The following is a 17,201-nucleotide window of genomic DNA, read 5'->3' on the forward strand; positions in this document are numbered from 1 at the left end:
GGCTGCTGAGGATGGGCAGGCTGCTCCGGATACGCAGGCTTCCCCGGATGTTCCGGATAGGCGGGCGGTGCCGGGGACGGCGGGTGCGGGGTGGTGAGGTCCTGGGCGTAGGCGGTTCCCGCGTTCGACAGCGCGGCAGCGCCAAGTGCGGCAGCCATGACAGCTGGCGTCAGAACGGATCGCCATCGCGGCGATTTCGTCATCTTCTCCACTCTCCTCGACTCGGTTCGGGGCTTCGTGACGGCCGGTCAGTACCAAGAGCCGGATAGTGGAATGATCAGAAAATCGGAGACATGAATAACGCTCTGGCGGCCATAAGCCACCGGATGGTGTAGCGCGGGAGGCCAGTTGGCCCGGTGGCCGCGAGAGTTCGAGCCGGGACGGATTCATGAGCCGCCACATTCAGAAGCCGGCGGTCGCCACTCCACCCGATCCGCACCTCGGCGGCATGACACCGCCCCCGCAATCAGCTCCAGCCCGAGGAGACCATTACCGAAGATGTCCGCTTTGGTGCGTATAGTTCCTCGAAGGTGCGGGCCGTGACCGCCACCTGACCCACGGTCATCAACCCCTCCGCTGCGCCGATTCCGGCCGCCCACAGGCAAGGAGCACCGAAGAGTGAAGCCTCAGCGGAAGAGCAGGCTGCGCACGCTCGCGGTCGGCTCGGCGGTTGTCTCCGGCGCCTTGCTCCTGACGGCCTGCGGCTCCAGCGACAGCTCCGGGACGTCCAGCGGATCGTCCAGGACCGCCGCGCCGACCACCACGGCCGCCAGCGGCGTCAAGTGCGGCAAGGCGGCCCATGTGTCGGCTTCCGGCTCGACTGCGCAGGAGTTCGCGATGAAGTTCTGGATCAAGAACTTCACGCGAGCCTGCCCCGGCACTCGGATCAGCTACGAGGGCAACGGCTCCGGCGCCGGCCAGACCGATTTCCTGCAGGGCAAAACCGCCTTCGCGGGTTCCGACTCCGCACTGAGCGCCGCCCAGTTCACCCAGTCCAAGAGCGTCTGTTCCAACGGCGGCCAGGCCGTCCACCTACCGACACTCGGCGGCCCGATCGCCATCGCTTACAACCTGCCGGGAGTCAGGAAACTGATCCTGGACGCCTCCACGCTCGCCAAGGTCTTCGACTCCCGGATCACGAAGTGGAACGATCCGGCGATCGCGAAACTCAACCCCGCCGCCAAGCTGCCGTCGACGTCGATCCGGGCGTCTCACCGCTCCGACTCCTCCGGCACGACGGACAACTTCACCTCCTACCTGAGCGCCGCCGCACCGAGCTCCTGGCCGCACGGGCACAGCAAGGAGTGGCAGGCCCAGGGCGGCCAGTCGGCCAAGAAGTCCTCGGGCCTCGTCGATCAGGTGAAGAAGACGGTGGGTTCGATCGGCTATGTCGAGCTGTCGTACGCGATCGCCCGAGGCATTCCCACGGTCTCGATCGACACCGGCGCCAAGACTCCCGTCGACGCCAGTGTTTTCACGGCCTCCAAGGCGATCTCGACGGCCAAGATCGTCGGCACCGGTGACGACCTCGTGCTCAAGCTCGACTACGCGACCAAGACCCCGGGCGCGTACCCGATCGACATGGTCACGTACGAGATCGTCTGCAACAAGGGCAACAAGCCGGCCACGTGGCCCGCAACGAAGGCGTTCCTGACGTACATCGCCGGCGTGCAGGGCCAGCAGGACCTGAGCTTCGAGGGCTACGCGACGCTGCCGGCCACCATCGTGAACCAGGTGCGCAGCAAGATCAACGGTCTGTCCTGACCCGACGAGACCGTCAGGCTTCAGCCGCCCGCGGTCACGGCCTTGAGCTCTTTCAGTGACTCCCGCATGAACTGCGCCATCGCGCATTCCTCGGCCGCCTCTACCCAGCGCTCGAAGCCGATCTTGAAGACGGCGACCCCCGCTTCGGCGGTCAGGCTTGCGGCCGGCTCCGGCACGCCGCGTCGGCCCAGGGCATCGGCGAGGGCGGCCGCCAGTGAGGCGAGCTTGATCAGCTCGCGCTCCTGGAGTACGGCGTTCGCCACGATGACGGCGTGTCGCCGCCGGGAGTGTCCGTGGCGGCCGACGAACACGGCGGAGACCGCTTCGAGGCCCGCCGCGACCGCGTCGATCGGGGGCGCGGACTGCGGAGCCTCGGCGACCGCGTTCACAAACAGCTCCTGCAACGCACTGGAACCGCCGAACAGCACCTCGCGCTTGTCGGCGTAGTGCCGGAAGAAGGTCCGCTCGGTGAGGCCGGCCCGTTTGGCGATCTCCGCCACCGTGGTCTGTTCGTAGCCGCGCTCGCCGTAGAGCTCCAACGCCGCTTCCGCCAGGCGTTCGCGCGCGTTCGGCTCCCATCTACCCATGAGCAGATCCTACGTGATGACAGCCCCTGACATCACATGCTAGCGTCGATGACAGTCACTGACATCGACAGTTTTGGGGCTCTCCCATGCGCATCTTCGTAACCGGCGCGTCCGGCTGGATCGGCTCCGCCCTCGTTCCCGAACTCCTGGACGCCGGGCATCAGGTCGTCGGGCTCGCCCGATCCGACGCCTCTGCCGCCGCTCTCACCGCCGCCGGGGCGGACGTGGTCCGCGGCACCGTCGACGACCTCGACGTCCTGGCCGGCGCCGCCGCCGCGTCGGACGGGGTGGTCCACCTCGCCTTCAAGCACGACCTGGCCTTCTCCGGCGACTTCCAGGCCGCCGCCGAAGCGGACCGCCGCGCCGTCGACACCCTCGGCGAGGCGCTGTCCGGCACCGACCGTCCCTTTGTCCTCGCCTCCGGGCTGGCCGGCCTCAAGCCGGGGCAGGTGTCGACCGAGCGGGACATGCCCGCGGTCGAGGGCTCGCCGGTGTCCATACGTTCGGCCACCGCCTCGGCGGTGCTCGCGCTTGCCTCGCGCGGAGTGCGCTCATCCGTGGTGCGGCTGTCTCCGACCTGCCACGGCGACGGAGACAACGGGTTCATGGCGACCCTGGTCGCCATCGCCCGGGAAAAGGGGGTCTCCGGCCATGTCGGCGACGGCGCCAACCGCTGGCCGGCCGTCCACCGTCTCGATGCCGCACGGCTGTTCCGCCTGGCAGTCGAGAAGGCCCCCGCGGGCGCGGTGCTGCACGGTGTCGCGGAGGAAGGCGTCCCGATCCGCGACATCGCCGAGGTGATCGGCCGTCACCTCGATGTGCCGGTGTCCTCGGTTGCCCCCGAGGCCGCGGTGGAACACTTCGCCTGGCTGGGCGGCTTCCTGGCACTCGACGTCCCGGCGTCCAGCACCCGGACCCGCGAACTGCTGAACTGGCAGCCCACCGGCCCCGGCCTCCTCGATGACCTCGACAAGGGCCACTATTTCCACGCCCCCGCCACCGCCTCCTGACCAAGCGGCCGTACAACCGGGCCGGGGACTCGACGATGTTGCTGCGCTACGGCCATGCCGAGACGTTCGCGGCCCACGGACGCCGCGTGATCATGCCGGATCTCCGTGGGCACGGGCAGAGCGCCAAGCCTGATGACGCTGCCTGCCGTCCGCCCGACGTACTGGCCGAGGACGGCCTCGCGCTCCTCGGCTCCTCGGCCATCTCGCGCTGGACGACTACGACCTCGGGGGATATTCACTCGGGGCACGCGTGGTGGTGAGGATGCTGGTGCGCGGTGCGACACCGGGTCGGGCGGTGGTCGCAGGCCAAGGGCTGCGTCAGGTGCTCGGCCTCGGCGGGGCGGAATCATTTCTGCGGCGGGTGTTCGCCGGGCCGGGTTCGTTCGAGCCGGGCACGCCGGAGGAGCAGGCCGGGCAGTGGCTCCGGTCCGGTGGCGCGGATCCGGTCGCCCTGCTGCACGTACTGGATTCGGTCGTCGCCACGCCGATGGACCGCTCGGCCGCATCCAGGCGCCGACGCTGGTGGTGATCGGCGCCGATGACGAACGCGCCGCCCCATCCGACCAGTTGGCCGCGGCGCTGCCGCTTGGCACCGGCGCGGTGATCCTGTAGTTCCTCGCTGACCATTGAGCGGCATACCCGACGGGAGGACGGGCAGAACGGGGCGGGATGCCAAGGGCGTTCAGGTGCGGATCAGTTCCAGCGCCTGTTTCAGGTTGTGCTCGGCGATGCCCGCCATGGACGACCGGTCGGGGAAGTCGCCGTCGAGGAGCCGCAGCGGTCCCGCCGTCAGCGAGAGCCGCTGGGCCAGCAGGTAGAGCGCGAGCCGGTCCTCGTCCAGTCCGTCGGCCGTCAACGTCCCGTAGGCGTCGTGCAGGCGGATCCGCAGAAAGACGTGCTCCCACTCGACATCGAAGTACATGGTGCCCTCGATGTCGATCAACACCGGGTTTCCGTCCGGGTCCACCAGCACATGATCCGCGCCCAGTTCGCCGTGTACGACCGCGTACTGCGAGCGTGGCCGGACCGCCGCCGCCAGGCCCAGCAGCCGCTCCTCCAGTCGCTCGCGGGCTGCTGCGATCCGCGGGTCTCGCGATGCCGCCTCGGCGAGGTCCCGCAGGGCCCGCTCCAGTACGACGCCCTCGCACGACGTCCCGCGTGACGTTCCGCCTGCTTCGATTACGGCCACCTTCCCGTAGCCGGGAGCCCGATGACGGCGCATCGCCTCCAACGCCTCCCCCAGGCGGGTCATGACCGGGGCAGCCGCTCCGGGATCGCGTGCGAGCAGTTCCTCCAGGCTCTCGCCCGGGACGTCCTCGACGATCGCCAGGTCGGCAGGACAGTGGGCACCGTCGCGGTCGACCAGTCGGATCGCCGGGACGCGGACGCCGAGCGCGTCCAGCCGCGCGTGCGCAGCCTCGAACAGGTCGAGTCCGAGACCGGGTGAGAACGGGTCGGTGAGGTCCTCGTCGCCCTCGGCCGTCGGCCAGTAGTTCTCGGCGTCGTCCCACAGGTAGGCGATCGCCGTCGTTGCGTCGTCCATCACCAGGCGGTACACGCCCTTCTTGCTGCCGCCCGCGATCCGCTGGGTGGCCTCCAGCCGCCGCCCGGCGCCGAGCGCGTCCCGCGCCGCACTCGCCAACTGCTCCCGCGTCGCCGCCCCGAGCCCCACGTCCTGAACCGCCCCTTCGTCACGACAATCCGCGCACCTTACGCGAGCAGGGATGCGCGGGCGACGGGTTTGTTTCGCCGGCGGTGGCCGCGGACCTGCCGAGGCACCGACCGGGCAGAAGTACGATCCCTCAACACCGGTTTGCGGCTTCCTGTTCGGCGAGTTCGGCCCCTCTGATTCCGGCCCCTCGGTGACGAGTTGGAGCCGGATCAGAGCGCGCGTAGCAGCCAGGTCAGTTTCAGTTCGCGGGCGGTCAGGCGGGCCGTCTCGCGGAGCTGGTCGGCCTCGGCTCCGGGGGGCAGTTCGCCGGCGAGGGTGAGGGCCGCCGCTGCGGTCTGCGGACGGGCACCGAGGGATGCCCGCAGGTAGTAGGAGCGACGCAGCAGCGTGATGCCCTGCTCGGGATCCTGCTCCAGGAGTTGGGCGCCGATGTGGCGGGTGGCGTACGACTCGAGCAGCGCGTCATCCCGTTCCCGGGCCTGAGCCAGCGCCTGTCGGTAGGCCGGTCCGGCCGCGTCGGGATCGTCGTCGATGTTCTCCGTGAGCACCCCGAGCCAGAACGTTGACCAACCGGCCAGTCGTGCGTCGGCCGTGGCGGCGGTGAAGGCCTCCCGGGCCTGTTGCAGATCTTCGGAGCGTGGGTTCAGGTCGAACAGCAACCGGGCGTAGCGCACCTGTGCATCGAGATATCCGGCGAGCACCGGGTCGTACGGTACGAGCGCCTCGACCGCCTCTTCGGCCGCCGCGGCGCCCTCCAGCCGCCACCAGTGGCGGTCCACCAGGATCTCGGCCCGCTCCGCGCGTGCGTCGGTGGGCAGCACGGAGAGCGCCTCGTCCCACCGGCCCATGCGGTGCAGCATTCGCGCGACGGCGACTCCACGATCCATCATGTAGGCGGCATCAGTAGTCATGGTGCCTACTCTTCAAGCAGGGGAGGTAGGTGGTCAAGTGCGTTACGTCGACTACATCGGGAATCTGACGCGGCTGGCGGTCGAGATCGTCAACGGCGACGTTCCGAGCGGGCTGCGCCAGGAGATGTTCCGCCAGCACCGGATCGCGGAGCCGGACGACCGGCGCCTCGCTGCCTTCCTGCCCGGACTGCGCGATGCCGTGGAGGCCGCCTCCCAGGGTGGGCCGATCGCCTCCGTGAACACCCTGTTGGAACGGCACCCACCGCTGATCCGGGTCGACGACCACGACGGGGAAGGCGCTGCGCACCTGCACTTCGCTCCGGACGGCGAGGATGCCGTGAGCTGGCTGGGGCGGAGCTGCGCCGCCGCTCTCGCGCACGTCGTCTGCGGGGACCCGGCGGTGACGATCGGCCGCTGCCGTGCCGCTGCCTGCGGCCGCTTCTACGTCGACGACTCCCGCAACCGCACCCGGCGCTTCTGCTCGAACGCCTGCGCAAGCCGGACCACCGTCGCCGCCTACCGCGCGCGCCGCAAGGCCACGGGCTGAGCAAAAGTGGCGCTTGTCGCTAAAGGCTTGCTTCCGGTCTTGTGGCGGTTGTGGCTGCGGCGGCCGTGGTCAGTGGGTCGCGGGCCGGGCGGCCGAGGAGGTCCGTGAGGTCGGGGGTGGTGCCGTTCAGGAAGCCGTGCCGGATGGCCGTGGCTATCGAGGCGAGCATGGGTGGCTGGAACGGCAGCAGCCCCGGTGTCTCGTCAAGGAGTCTGCGCCGGTATTCGCCCAGGCTGATGGCACGGTGCGGGACCCCGAGCCGTTCCGCCACCTGCCCCGCCGTGACCGGCGTGCCGACCAGGTCGTAGACGCGACCGCTGTGCGGTGCCGGATCCGACGCGACGATCGCCGCGGCATCGGCGAGATCCTCTCGCGCGACGGCGGCCAGGGCGCCGTCCCCGAACGCCGTCTCCACACCGTTGCCCGCCCACATGAGCAGACCGCCGAAGAGTTCGGCGTAGAGACCGTTGCGCAGGATGGTCCACGGCAGACCGCTTGCCCGGACAAGGCGTTCGGTCGCCCGGTGCGCGAGGGCGAAACCGAGGTGGTCGCCGGCCCCGGTCAGGCTCGTGTAGACGATGTGCTGGACGCCGTCCCGGACGGCGGCGTCGAGCACTGCCCCATGCCGTCCGACGACCTGGTCGTCCTCGCCGTAACCGGCGGAGATCAGCACCAGGGTCGACACACCGGCGAGGTCGAGGCCCCCATGGTCGTCGAAGTCGAGGCGTCGCATCCCCGCGCCCGGCGTGCGGCTGCCGCCGCTCGCGAGGACACCACGAGCACGCAGGGCCGCAAGAGTGGCCGCGCCGAGGTTCCCGTTCGCTCCGGTCACCAAGATCATGTCAGTCACAGTCTTCCGTCGTGGTTCTCATCCGTAACTAAGCTTGATCCTTGACCGCACAACCACCGCCCACAAGAAGGCAGTTCGATGTCACTCACGCACACCGGGGTAACCACGACCCCTGCCGACCTCGAGCCCTGCGGGCGCGAGGACCACCCCGACTGCGGCATCCGCGACGTCCTGGACCGCATCGGGGACAAGTGGTCGGTGCTCGTGATCGTCGAACTCGCGGGTGGTCCGCGGCGGTTCCGCGAACTGCAGCGCGCCATCGACGGCATCTCCCAGCGCATGCTCACCCTCACCGTGCGCAGGCTCGAACGCGACGGCCTCGTACTGCGCACCGTCTACCCGAGTGTCCCGGCCCAGGTCGACTACCGTCTGACCGAGACGGGGACCGGCCTGACCCACTTGGTCAAGGCGCTCGCCGACTGGTCCCTCGCACATCGTGCCGTCATCGCCGACGCACGGCACGCGTACGACCGGGCCCACCCCGACCACGACATCCGCTGACGAGAGCCGTCATCGGCGCATGTGAGGGATCAGCGCCGGGACCCGCGCCCGGTAGGCGTCGTAGGAAGTGCCGAACTGGCCGGCCATGAGGCCGTCTTCGATCCGGACGCGGCGCAGCAGCCACGGTATGGAGACCACCATCAAGGCGATCCAGACTCCGAAGCCGCACGCGAGCATGGAGCCCAGGATCAGGGCGAGGAGGCCGGTGTAGATGGGGTGGCGGACCAGCCGGTAGGGCCCGTCGGTGCGCAGCTCGTGGTGGTCCCGGACCATCGGGACGCCGGCCCACATCGTGCCCAGGACCCATCGGGCCCACAGCAGCAACGCGGTGGAGGCGACGGCGAGCAGAGCGCCCAGGAGGGCGAGTTCGGGCTGCCAGAACTGGAGATGGCGCCAGAAATCCCGCGAGTGACGGAGCAGCGTGGACAAGGCAAGGGCGCCCGCGATCAGGAGAATCCGGCGAGGCAACGCACGCCGAAGCCCGTGCACCCAGCCGCGCAGGCCGGCCTGGCGCTTCACGCCGAAGTAGACGGCGCCGACGATCCAGGCCGCGACGAAGACCAGGACGCAGACACCGGTGAGAGCCACGAGCGCCGAGTGGAGTGAACCCATGCCTCAAGCCTGCTCCGCGCACCCAGTGGATCACCACCACCCACGGGTCGATGGAGAGACCTCCACCCACGGGCTGAGGCGGCTGAGCCCGTGCGGTCAGCCCAGGGGGTTGGCCGTGTCGCGCAGGGCGGCGAGGGCTGGTGCGTACATACGGGTCCTGATGGTGGCGAGGGTGTCGCCCGCCTTGGCGGTCAGGGGCTGGGCGAGGGCGAGGGCCGTCGTCCGTACGGCGTCCTCGGCGACGGCGTGGTCGACGATGCCGGCGGCCAGGGCGTCGTGGCCGCCGTAGCGGCGGGCGGTGACCATGGCCTCGTGGGCGGTCCGCGGCGCGAGGCGGGACTGGATGAGGGCGGACATGCCGGGCGTGAAGGGGATGTTGATGTCGGCCTCGGGCAGGCACCAGAAGCCACGGTCGGCGCGCATCACACGGAAGTCGTGGGCCAGGGAGAACATGGCTCCGGCGGCGAAGGTGTGCCCCTGCAGCGCGGCCACGGTGACCACCGGCAGGGACAGCAGCCGGGCGAAGAGCGCGTGCACGGAGACGACGTAGTCCTGGTGCTGGTCTGTGTGCGCGAACAGCCAGTCCAGGTCGAGGCCGTTGGAGTAGAACTTGCCCGTGGCAGCGGTCACCAGCGCGCGGGGCCCCTCCGCCTTCTCCACCTCGTCCAGGGCGGCGTCGACGGCGGAGATCCAGTCGGGGTGGAAGCGGTTCTCGCCGTCGCCGAGGTCGAGGACGTAGACGTCGTCGTGGCGGTCGAGTACGGGCATGGCGGCTCCCTCGGGCACTCACCTTTACTACCGACAGGTAACTTATGCCGTGTGCCGTAGAACCTGCAAGGGCCGGCACGACGGGCGCTGGCGCCTCCGACGGCGGCGTGCTCTCCTGGAAGTGCCTGCAGAAGAGCACGCCGATGCCTCACATCCGCACTTCCGCCCTCGCATCCGCCCGGTCACCCGCGCCGACCGGACCGGGCGGAGGCCTGCTGCCGACGCGGGATCTGGCGGTCGCCTGGCTTCTGGTCGTCCTGATCACCATCCCCGCCTGGGCGCTGACCATCGGGCAGGCCCGGGACATGGGGGTCGAGCCCGGCACGATGGGGATGGCGCTGCCGCTGTTCCTGCTGCTGTGGGTGACGATGATGGCGGCCATGATGCTGCCGTCCATGGCACCGGTGGCCATCACCTGGGTGAGGGGCATCGGCCGGCAGTCCTCCGGCTGGACGCGAGCCGTGCGCACCGTCGAGTTCGTCGGCGGGTATCTGTTGGTGTGGACCGCGTTCGGACTGCTCGCCTACGCGGCCCTGGCCCTCACCGGCCGCCTGGTGGACGACCATCCGACCGCCGGACGCTGGATCGGCTCGGTGGCGTTCCTGCTTGCCGGCCTGTATCAGCTCGGCCCCCTCAAGTACGTCTGTCTGCGGCACTGCCGCGACCCCCTGAGCCACCTGGTGCGCTACTCCGGATTCCGCCGGCCGGCCCGAGACCTTCGGGTGGGCGTCCATCACGGCACGTACTGCGTCGGCTGCTGCGCGGGGCTGATGGTCGTCCTGATCCCGCTCGGCGTGATGAACGTGGCGGCGATGGCCGGGCTGGCCGTGGTGATCTTCGTCGAGAAACTGTGGTCCCGTGGTCCGCTGCTCGTGCGGGCCGTGGGTGTCGCCTTCCTCGTGCTCGCCGTACTCGCCTTGTTCCAGGACTGGCTGCTGCCGGGGCTGCACGGGTCGATGCCGTCGACGGACGGCATGTGACTCACCTGCCCCTCGAAGGGCGTACGGCCCGTCAGGCGCCCGTCGGCAGCCGAAGAAGCCCGCTTGTCTCCTTCCGTACTGGCCGAGTTGTCCACGACCAGTACGACCTGGGCCATTTCCGACGATGATGGCGGCGAGCGTCGTCCGTTACATGTCGGCATACCGCGGTACGTCATTCCGGACCCGACGAAAAGAGAAGCAGGTGCCCTGTGGAAGCGATCGGCCACGCGTTGTCCATTGCCGGGTCGATGACCTGGGAGGTCACTTGGGCGCTGATCCTCGGTTTCGCCTTGTCGGCCGTGGTGCAGGCGGTGGTGCGCCGGTCGACGGTCGTGCGGCTGCTGGGTGACGACCGGACGCGCACCCTCGCCCTGGCGGCCGGGCTGGGGGCGGCCTCGTCGTCCTGCTCGTACGCGGCCGTGGCCCTGGCCCGTTCGCTGTTCCGCAAGGGCGCGAACTTCACGGCGGCGATGGCGTTCGAGATCGCCTCCACCAATCTGGTCGTGGAACTCGGCGTGATCCTCGCGTTGCTCATGGGCTGGCAGTTCACGGCCGCCGAGTTCGTCGGCGGACCGATCATGATCGTCGTACTCGCCGTGCTGTTCCGCCTGTTCCTGCGCGAGCGGCTGCTGCGCCGGGCGCGGGAGCAGGCCGAGCGCGGGATCGCGGGGTCGATGGAGGGCCACGCGGCCATGGACATGTCGGTGCGGACGGAGGGCGGCTTCGCTCGACGCCTGTTCTCCCGGGCCGGCTTCACGTCCGTGTCGCACATCTTCGTCATGGAGTGGGCGGCGATCCTGCGGGACCTGGTGGCGGGGCTGCTGATCGCGGGGGCGATCGCGGCCTGGGTGCCGGACGAGTTCTGGCGCACGTTCTTCCTGGCGGACCATCCGCTCGCCGCCAAACTGATCGGCCCGCTGGTCGGACCGCTGGTGGCCATCGCCACGTTCGTCTGCTCGATCGGCAACGTGCCGCTGGCCGTGGTGCTGTGGAAGGGCGGCATCAGCTTCGGCGGGGTGATCGCCTTCATCTACGCCGACCTGCTGATCCTCCCCATCCTGAACATCTACCGGAAGTACTACGGCGCCCGGACGGCCGTCTTCCTCCTGGGCACCTTCTTCACCGCGATGGCCGTCGCCGGATACATCGTCGAGTTCGTGTTCGGCGGGCTCGGCCTGATCCCCGACCAGGCCGATGCCACGATCCCCGAGGAGGGGATCACCTGGAACTACACGACCTGGCTCAACCTCGTCTTCCTGCTGCTGGCCGCGACCCTGCTCGTACGGTTCTGGCGCACCGGCGGCCCGGCCATGCTGCGGATGATGGGCGGCTCACCCGACACCGGGGAGCAGGAGCACGGACACGGGCACACCCATACCCAGGCCCCGCGCGAGATGTGAGAAGGGCCTGTGGGATAACCCCCATGCGCATCGACCGGTCTGCCGGATGGTCGGCAACCGGGCCGCTCCATGAGTCTGTACGTGGTCATTTCACCCGTACAGGCAAGGGAGTTCAGGCATGCAGACCCGTCGCGCCGTCATGCAGTCGGCCATTGCAGCACTCGCGGTGTCCGCCGTCCCGGCACGAGCGGCGGCCGCCGAGCCGCGGGCGGCCGGGCCGGTCCGGCTGAGGTTGCCCGCGCCCAGCGGCCCGTATCCCGTGGGGACGGTCGCGCTGCGCCTCGTCGATACCTCGCGTGCCGATCCCTGGGTCGCGTCGCAGCCGTACCGGGAACTCATGATCAGCATCCGCTATCCGGCCCGGACCGTCCGCGGGTGTCCGGTCGCACCGCAGATGCTTCCCGGCGAGGCCACCGGATTCGCGGCCCTCAACAACCTCACCGATGTGCCGAGCAGCCGGGTCGACTGGGCGGCCACCCGCACGCACGCTCACGAAGGCGCCCCGGCCGATCGAACCGGTGGTCCGTTCCCGGTCGTCTGCTACTCCCCCGGTGCCGGGGACCCGCGCTCCCTGGGCACCACCCTCTGCGACGACCTCGCCTCCCGGGGCTACGCCGTGGTGACCCTCGATCACACCTATGACGCCTCCGCCGTCCAGTTCCCCGACGGCCGCGTCGAACACTCGGTTCTGCCCGCGGAGTTCGACAAGGCGTACCCGGACCAGCAGCGCATCACCGCCCTGTTGAAGAAGACCATGGCCGTACGCGTGGCCGACACCCGCTTCCTCCTCGACGCACTGCCGGGGGCGTTGCCCCAAGTCCTGTGCGGCAGGCTGGACTTCGGCCGCATCGGCATGTTCGGCCAGTCGGCAGGCGGCTTCACCGCCCTGCAGGCCATGCACGACGACCCGCGCCTCGCCGCAGCGGCCAACCTGGACGGTGTGCTCGCATACGTCCAGGACGACGGCACCCCCGGCAACCTCTCCACCGTCGCCGCCGACGGCCTCGACCGCCCCTTCCTGCTGATCGGCAAGGACGGCAACGACCTCGGCACGGTGCCGTCCTGGCAGGCCCTGTGGCGGAACAGCCGCGGCCGGCACCGGGGCCTGAGCCTGCGGGGCGCGCAACACGCCACGTACACCGACGCCGAAGCGATCGTCCCGCAGATCGCCCGGCGGCTCGGCCTGCCCCGCAAGACCGTCGTGGAGAACATCGGCACCATCGCCCCGCGGCATGCGATCACCGCCCAACGGGCCTACGTCGCCGCCTTCTTCGACCGCTGGCTGCGCGGCCGGGACGACGACGGGCTGTGGGACGGGACGTCCGGCTGCCGTACGGAAGCACGGTACTTCTGAGAGCTGAGCGGCGGCTGTCGAGATCCGGGAATCGGTGGCCTGAACCGATACACCCCGCTACGTTGTCGCTTGCCCGCAGGCGCGACGGGGCGGTGGTCGAGGGGGCCGCCGGTCCAGGACGAGGAGCGTGTCATGACCGAGGAAGCGGCCACCGACCGTGAGGCCGTGCTCGCGCGGCTGGACCTGACCACCCCGCATTCGGCACGGGTGTGGAACTACTGGCTGGGCGGCAAGGACAACTACGCCCCCGACCGCGCCATGGGCGACCAAGTCCTGGAGTACTTCCCGGAGATCGTCGACTCCGCCCGGGCCGACCGGGCGTTCCTGGGCCGTGCGGTGCGCCATCTGGTCGGCGAGGCGGGCATCCGCCAGTTCCTCGACCTGGGCACCGGCCTGCCCACCGCTGACAACACGCACGAGGTCGCCCAGCGGCTGGCCCCCGCGACCCGGATCGTCTACGTGGACAACGACCCACTGGTCCTGGTGCACGCCCAGGCCCTGCTCACCAGCAGTCCCGAGGGCGTCACGGACTATCTGGACGGCGACGTCCACGAACCCGGCCCGATCCTCGAAGGCGCCGCCCGGACGCTGAACTTCACCCAGCCGGTGGCGCTCATGCTGCTGGGCATCATGCAGTTCGTGAGCGACGACGAGCAGGCGTACGAGATCGTCGACCGGCTCGTCGCCGCCCTGCCGTCCGGCAGCTATCTGGCGCTCGCCCATCCCACGGCCGAGGTCCACACGGAAGCCATGACGGCGGCCGTGGCCAGCTGGAACGAGCAGGGCTCGGCGCCGATGAGACTCCGCAGCCGCGAGCAGTTGCTGCGCTTCTTCGACGGTCTGGAACTGCTGGAGCCGGGCGTGGTGTCGTGCTCTCGCTGGCGCGCACAGCAGCCCGAGGTCGGCGAGATCGTCGACGTGACGCAGTTCTGCGGGGTGGCGCGCAAGCCCTGAGGCGGCCTTTCAGGGCCGGTCGTCACGACCGGCCGTCGAGGATGTCGTGGGCCTTGCGGACGGCGTCGCGGTTCCAGCGGCGCTGCTTCTCCAGCTTCGGCCGGTTCTCGGCGATGAGCTGGTCCTGGATGCGTACGTCGACGGCGTGCACGGCGTGTACATAGCCGGTCCGCTGCTTGCAGCGGGCGTCGGCCGTTGCCGTCTGCTTCTCCAGGGCCGAGGGTGCGCCGGGTTGGGGCCGCACGGAGATGCGTGCCTCCAGCTCCGCGCGCTGACGGTCCTCGCCGATCTCGGCGTCCCTGGGTGTGGCGTAGTGGTATCCCGCTTTGCGCATGCAGGCCGCCCACGCCTTGTCCGCCTGCTTCCAGACGGGGTCCTTCATGCCCTGCTGAAGGCTCCTGGACTCCAGTTCCAGCACCGGGTCCCGGCGGTCCTGCGGGTTGCCGCCGTAGATCGCACGGTCCGCCTCGCCGAGACAGCCGCGGCGCGGGATGCGGTGGCCGTGGACGGACTTCGGATCGTCTCCGAAGAACTCGCCGGTGAGCGCGAGGTATTGGGAGAGGGACCACTTCTTCGCGGGGTAGCGGCGCTCGTACTCGGCCCGGGCCGCCTGATAGCCGTAGCGCGCGGCCTGACGGGGGTCCTGGATGCCGTAGCGGAAGTCGTCGTCGGCGAATGCGACGGCCGTGAACACACCTGTGCCCGCCGGGCGTTGGGGCCAGTCGGGCAGGGGGTCGATGTCGAGGTCCTTCAGGTCCTCGAACCCGAGGCGGACCATGCACTGCTTGGCGAGCGTCCAGCGGGCGGTGCCGACGGTGTGTCCGTCGTCGGACAGGTCGTACGCGGCCAGCGGCAGGAACCGCGGGTCGTTCGACGAGGTGGGGTGGGCCTCGGGTGCTGGCGAGCCGGACGGCTGTCCGCACCCCGCGAGGGCGAGGGCCGCGGCCAGGGTCAGTAAGAGGGGGGTGGCTGGGCGCATCGGGCCAGCTCATCAGGGGCCTGCGAGGGCAGGCCGTGGTGGAGGCCACAGTTCCGGGTCACAGCCGCATCACAGGTATCGCATACCCGGACGTGCCCGGCCGCCCTCACCCGGCCGAGGCGAGGGCGGCGGGCGCCGGTCAGCCGGCCGCGAGGAGCTCCAGCGTGTCGATCACCCGGTTGGAGAAGCCCCACTCGTTGTCGTACCAGGCGACCACCTTGATGTGGCGGCCGTCGACGCGGGTGAGGGCCGAGTCGAAGATGGAGGAGGCCGGGTTGCCGGTGATGTCGGACGACACCAGCGGGTCGTCGGAGTACTCGAGGACGCCGGCCAGCGGGCCCTCGGCAGCGGCACGGTAGGCCGCCAGTACGTCGTCCCGGGTGACGTCGCGGGCGACCGTGGTGTTGAGCTCGACGATCGAGCCCACCGGAACGGGTACGCGGATCGAGTCGCCGGACAGCTTGCCGTCCAGGCCGGGCAGCACCAGGCCGATCGCCTTGGCGGCGCCCGTCGTGGTGGGCACGATGTTGATGCCGGCGGCGCGGGCGCGGCGCGCATCCCGGTGCGGGCCGTCCTGGAGGTTCTGCTCCTGCGTGTAGGCGTGCACCGTGGTCATGAAGCCGTGCTCGATACCCGCGAGTTCGTCGAGGACGGCGGCGAGCGGGGCGAGCGCGTTGGTCGTGCAGGAGGCGTTCGAGACGATGGTGTGCAGCTCGGGATCGTACGCATCGGTGTTGACGCCGTAGGCGAGGGTGACGTCGGCGCCGTCCGACGGTGCGCTGACGAGGACCTTCCTCGCGCCCGCGTCGAGGTGCGCGCGGGCGGCCTTGGCCGAGGTGAAGCGGCCGGTGGACTCCAGGGCCACGTCGACGCCGAGCTCGGCCCAGGGCAGCTGTGCCGGGTCGCGTTCGGCGAGGACCTTGATGCGCCGGCCGTCGACGACGAGGGTGTCGCCGTCGACGGTCACCGGGCGGCCGAGGCGGCCGGCCGTGGAGTCGTAGGCGAGGAGCCGGGCGAGGGTGGCAGGCTCGGTGAGGTCGTTCACGGCGACGATCTCGATGGTGCTGTCGCGTTCCAGCAGGGCGCGCAGGACGTTCCGTCCGATGCGACCGAATCCGTTGATGGCGACGCGAGTCATGAATACCCCTTGGTGTCTCTGCGGCTCGTCTGGGTTCACCACCAGCCTCGCGTGCACGGCCCGCGGCCGACCGTGGCGTGAGCGCCATGGTTCGAAAGGATCGCGCCAGCCACCGGGGGGCTATTCGCCTCGGGTGAAGGTGCGCCGGTACTCGCTCGGTGTGGTCCCGAGGATGCGCTGGAAGTGCATGCGCAGATTGGCGCCGGTGCCCAGGCCCACGTCATTGGCGATCTGCTCGACGCTGCGCTCGGAGCGTTCGAGCAACTCACGGGCCAGGTCGATGCGGGCGCGCATGACCCACTGCATCGGCGTGTATCCGGTGTCCTCGACGAAGCGCCGCGAGAAGGTGCGCGGTGAGACCGCGGCGTGCTCGGCGAGGGTGTCGAGGCTGAGGGGTTCGTCGAGCCGGTGCAGGGCCCACTCGCGGGTGGCGGCGAAGCGCTCGCCGAGCGGCTCGGGCACGCTGCGCGGCACGTACTGCGCCTGGCCGCCGCTGCGGTAGGGGGCCGCGACCAGGCGCCGGGCCGCGTGGTTGGAGGCGGCCACGCCGAGGTCGCCGCGCAGGATGTGCAGGCACAGGTCGATGCCGGAGGCGGCGCCGGCCGAGGTGAGCACGCTGCCCTCGTCGACGAACAGGACGTTCTCGTCGACCTGGACCAGCGGATGCTTCTCCGCGAGGGCCCGCGTGTAGTGCCAGTGCGTCGTGGCGCGTTTGCCGTCGAGCAGGCCGGTGGCGGCGAGCGCGAAGGCACCCGTGGAGATGGCGGCGAGGCGCGCGCCCCGCTCATGGGCGGCGATGAGCGCGTCGACGACGGCCGGCGGCGGGTCCTCCCGGTCGGGGAACCGGTAGCCCGGCACGAACACGATGTCGGCCCAGGCGAGCGCGTCGAGCCCGTCCGCGACGTGGTACGCCAGCCCGTCGCCGCCGGTCACCAGCCCGGGTGCCGCCCCGCACACCCGCACCTCGTACGGCATGCTCGCGCGGGTCGTGAACACCTGCGCGGGAATGCCGACATCGAGTGGCTTCGCGCCTTCGAGGACCAGGACGGCGACGCGGTGGAGGCGGGAGGTCGGCACGGGATCAGGGTACGAGGGGTGCGGGGCAGGCCTGATCATCTGCGTCGGCGGGGTCGTACGACTGCACGGGGACATGGCGGACAACCAGCTCTCCTTC

Annotated in this window: 20 protein-coding genes; 10 read left to right on the plus strand and 10 right to left on the minus strand. The window is 70.3% G+C overall.

Going from position 1 to position 17,201, the window contains the following annotated elements:
• Window positions 1-626 precede the first annotated feature (626 nt).
• Window positions 627-863, minus strand: a complete 237-nt coding sequence (locus ACWDAG_RS14505) for a hypothetical protein (RefSeq protein ID WP_450695924.1) — start codon at window positions 861-863, stop codon at window positions 627-629.
• On the opposite strand from ACWDAG_RS14505, the gene pstS reads away from it, so the two are divergent.
• Window positions 838-1,764, plus strand: coding sequence for a phosphate ABC transporter substrate-binding protein PstS (pstS, locus tag ACWDAG_RS14510; RefSeq protein WP_450695925.1), 927 nt, complete (start codon window positions 838-840; stop codon window positions 1,762-1,764). The genes ACWDAG_RS14505 and pstS overlap by 26 nt on opposite strands.
• Before the next feature lie 20 nt (window positions 1,765-1,784).
• Here the strand turns inward: pstS and ACWDAG_RS14515 are convergent, their stop codons facing one another.
• Complete coding sequence (locus ACWDAG_RS14515) at window positions 1,785-2,351, minus strand: TetR/AcrR family transcriptional regulator (RefSeq protein WP_450695926.1); 567 nt, start codon at window positions 2,349-2,351, stop codon at window positions 1,785-1,787.
• 86 nt (window positions 2,352-2,437) lie between these two features.
• On the opposite strand from ACWDAG_RS14515, the gene ACWDAG_RS14520 reads away from it, so the two are divergent.
• From ACWDAG_RS14520 to ACWDAG_RS14530, 3 genes are read left to right on the plus strand one after another with little or no spacing between them, the layout of a single operon-like run.
• A complete protein-coding gene (locus tag ACWDAG_RS14520) occupies window positions 2,438-3,361 on the plus strand; it encodes an SDR family oxidoreductase (protein ID WP_450695927.1) in 924 nt (307 codons plus the stop codon).
• Between the two features lie 35 nt (window positions 3,362-3,396).
• Window positions 3,397-3,621, plus strand: a complete 225-nt coding sequence (locus ACWDAG_RS14525; RefSeq protein ID WP_450695928.1) for an alpha/beta fold hydrolase — start codon at window positions 3,397-3,399, stop codon at window positions 3,619-3,621.
• 2 nt (window positions 3,622-3,623) lie between these two features.
• Window positions 3,624-3,890 carry a hypothetical protein gene (locus ACWDAG_RS14530; RefSeq protein WP_450695929.1) on the plus strand — a complete coding sequence of 89 codons (267 nt, stop codon included), beginning with the start codon at window positions 3,624-3,626 and terminating at the stop codon, window positions 3,888-3,890.
• Window positions 3,891-4,043: 153 nt separating this feature from the next.
• On the opposite strand, the gene ACWDAG_RS14535 is transcribed toward ACWDAG_RS14530, so the two are convergent.
• Complete coding sequence (locus ACWDAG_RS14535; protein WP_450695981.1) at window positions 4,044-4,919, minus strand: phosphotransferase family protein; 876 nt, start codon at window positions 4,917-4,919, stop codon at window positions 4,044-4,046.
• Between the two features lie 323 nt (window positions 4,920-5,242).
• The gene (locus ACWDAG_RS14540; protein ID WP_450695930.1) at window positions 5,243-5,944 is read right to left on the minus strand and encodes a hypothetical protein; all 702 of its coding nucleotides are present in this window, start codon (window positions 5,942-5,944) and stop codon (window positions 5,243-5,245) included.
• A gap of 37 nt (window positions 5,945-5,981) precedes the next feature.
• Between ACWDAG_RS14540 and ACWDAG_RS14545 the strand changes: the two genes are divergently transcribed.
• On the plus strand, window positions 5,982-6,491 hold the full coding sequence (locus ACWDAG_RS14545) for a CGNR zinc finger domain-containing protein (protein ID WP_450695931.1): 510 nt from the start codon (window positions 5,982-5,984) through the stop codon (window positions 6,489-6,491).
• 19 nt (window positions 6,492-6,510) lie between these two features.
• Here ACWDAG_RS14545 and ACWDAG_RS14550 read toward each other — a convergent pair whose 3' ends face one another.
• Window positions 6,511-7,332, minus strand: coding sequence for an NAD(P)H-binding protein (locus ACWDAG_RS14550; protein ID WP_450695932.1), 822 nt, complete (start codon window positions 7,330-7,332; stop codon window positions 6,511-6,513).
• An 87-nt stretch (window positions 7,333-7,419) separates the two neighbouring features.
• On the opposite strand from ACWDAG_RS14550, the gene ACWDAG_RS14555 reads away from it, so the two are divergent.
• Window positions 7,420-7,842 (plus strand): winged helix-turn-helix transcriptional regulator, encoded by a 423-nt coding sequence (locus ACWDAG_RS14555; RefSeq protein ID WP_450695933.1) that lies wholly within the window; start codon window positions 7,420-7,422, stop codon window positions 7,840-7,842.
• A gap of 9 nt (window positions 7,843-7,851) precedes the next feature.
• Here ACWDAG_RS14555 and ACWDAG_RS14560 read toward each other — a convergent pair whose 3' ends face one another.
• Window positions 7,852-8,454: a methyltransferase family protein gene (locus tag ACWDAG_RS14560; protein WP_450695934.1), complete on the minus strand. Its 603-nt coding sequence runs from the start codon at window positions 8,452-8,454 to the stop codon at window positions 7,852-7,854.
• 96 nt (window positions 8,455-8,550) lie between these two features.
• Window positions 8,551-9,222, minus strand: coding sequence for an enoyl-CoA hydratase-related protein (locus ACWDAG_RS14565; RefSeq protein ID WP_450695935.1), 672 nt, complete (start codon window positions 9,220-9,222; stop codon window positions 8,551-8,553).
• Between the two features lie 143 nt (window positions 9,223-9,365).
• Here ACWDAG_RS14565 and ACWDAG_RS14570 point away from each other — a divergent pair, with 143 nt between their 5' ends.
• The 4 genes from ACWDAG_RS14570 to ACWDAG_RS14585 all read left to right on the plus strand — a co-directional run bounded on the left by ACWDAG_RS14570 (window position 9,366) and on the right by ACWDAG_RS14585 (window position 13,910).
• Complete coding sequence (locus ACWDAG_RS14570; protein WP_450695936.1) at window positions 9,366-10,202, plus strand: DUF2182 domain-containing protein; 837 nt, start codon at window positions 9,366-9,368, stop codon at window positions 10,200-10,202.
• Between the two features lie 209 nt (window positions 10,203-10,411).
• Window positions 10,412-11,602: a permease gene (locus tag ACWDAG_RS14575; RefSeq protein ID WP_450695937.1), complete on the plus strand. Its 1,191-nt coding sequence runs from the start codon at window positions 10,412-10,414 to the stop codon at window positions 11,600-11,602.
• Between the two features lie 118 nt (window positions 11,603-11,720).
• Window positions 11,721-12,956 carry an alpha/beta hydrolase family protein gene (locus ACWDAG_RS14580; RefSeq protein WP_450695938.1) on the plus strand — a complete coding sequence of 412 codons (1,236 nt, stop codon included), beginning with the start codon at window positions 11,721-11,723 and terminating at the stop codon, window positions 12,954-12,956.
• Window positions 12,957-13,088: 132 nt separating this feature from the next.
• Window positions 13,089-13,910 carry an SAM-dependent methyltransferase gene (locus ACWDAG_RS14585; RefSeq protein ID WP_450695939.1) on the plus strand — a complete coding sequence of 274 codons (822 nt, stop codon included), beginning with the start codon at window positions 13,089-13,091 and terminating at the stop codon, window positions 13,908-13,910.
• 22 nt (window positions 13,911-13,932) lie between these two features.
• Here the strand turns inward: ACWDAG_RS14585 and ACWDAG_RS14590 are convergent, their stop codons facing one another.
• The 3 genes from ACWDAG_RS14590 to ACWDAG_RS14600 form a co-directional block, all read right to left on the minus strand.
• On the minus strand, window positions 13,933-14,889 hold the full coding sequence (locus ACWDAG_RS14590) for a hypothetical protein (protein WP_450695940.1): 957 nt from the start codon (window positions 14,887-14,889) through the stop codon (window positions 13,933-13,935).
• 139 nt (window positions 14,890-15,028) lie between these two features.
• Entirely contained in the window at window positions 15,029-16,027 is a 999-nt protein-coding gene (gap, locus tag ACWDAG_RS14595; protein WP_266951612.1) for a type I glyceraldehyde-3-phosphate dehydrogenase, read from the minus strand.
• 120 nt (window positions 16,028-16,147) lie between these two features.
• On the minus strand, window positions 16,148-17,104 hold the full coding sequence (locus tag ACWDAG_RS14600) for a GlxA family transcriptional regulator (protein ID WP_450695941.1): 957 nt from the start codon (window positions 17,102-17,104) through the stop codon (window positions 16,148-16,150).
• Window positions 17,105-17,201 lie beyond the last annotated feature (97 nt).

This window comes from Streptomyces sp. NPDC001157 (assembly GCF_053598255.1).

Coding starts and splice junctions, on each gene's coding strand:
- pstS (WP_450695925.1), top strand. CDS start 838: ATGAAGTTCTGGATCAAGAACTTCACGCGAGCCTGCCCCGGCACTCGG.
- ACWDAG_RS14515 (WP_450695926.1), bottom strand. CDS start 2,351: ATGGGTAGATGGGAGCCGAACGCGCGCGAACGCCTGGCGGAAGCGGCG.
- ACWDAG_RS14520 (WP_450695927.1), top strand. CDS start 2,438: ATGCGCATCTTCGTAACCGGCGCGTCCGGCTGGATCGGCTCCGCCCTC.
- ACWDAG_RS14525 (WP_450695928.1), top strand. CDS start 3,397: ATGTTGCTGCGCTACGGCCATGCCGAGACGTTCGCGGCCCACGGACGC.
- ACWDAG_RS14530 (WP_450695929.1), top strand. CDS start 3,624: ATGCTGGTGCGCGGTGCGACACCGGGTCGGGCGGTGGTCGCAGGCCAA.
- ACWDAG_RS14540 (WP_450695930.1), bottom strand. CDS start 5,944: ATGACTACTGATGCCGCCTACATGATGGATCGTGGAGTCGCCGTCGCG.
- ACWDAG_RS14550 (WP_450695932.1), bottom strand. CDS start 7,332: ATGATCTTGGTGACCGGAGCGAACGGGAACCTCGGCGCGGCCACTCTT.
- ACWDAG_RS14555 (WP_450695933.1), top strand. CDS start 7,420: ATGTCACTCACGCACACCGGGGTAACCACGACCCCTGCCGACCTCGAG.
- ACWDAG_RS14560 (WP_450695934.1), bottom strand. CDS start 8,454: ATGGGTTCACTCCACTCGGCGCTCGTGGCTCTCACCGGTGTCTGCGTC.
- ACWDAG_RS14565 (WP_450695935.1), bottom strand. CDS start 9,222: ATGCCCGTACTCGACCGCCACGACGACGTCTACGTCCTCGACCTCGGC.
- ACWDAG_RS14570 (WP_450695936.1), top strand. CDS start 9,366: ATGCCTCACATCCGCACTTCCGCCCTCGCATCCGCCCGGTCACCCGCG.
- ACWDAG_RS14580 (WP_450695938.1), top strand. CDS start 11,721: ATGCAGACCCGTCGCGCCGTCATGCAGTCGGCCATTGCAGCACTCGCG.
- ACWDAG_RS14585 (WP_450695939.1), top strand. CDS start 13,089: ATGACCGAGGAAGCGGCCACCGACCGTGAGGCCGTGCTCGCGCGGCTG.
- ACWDAG_RS14590 (WP_450695940.1), bottom strand. CDS start 14,889: ATGCGCCCAGCCACCCCCCTCTTACTGACCCTGGCCGCGGCCCTCGCC.
- gap (WP_266951612.1), bottom strand. CDS start 16,027: ATGACTCGCGTCGCCATCAACGGATTCGGTCGCATCGGACGGAACGTC.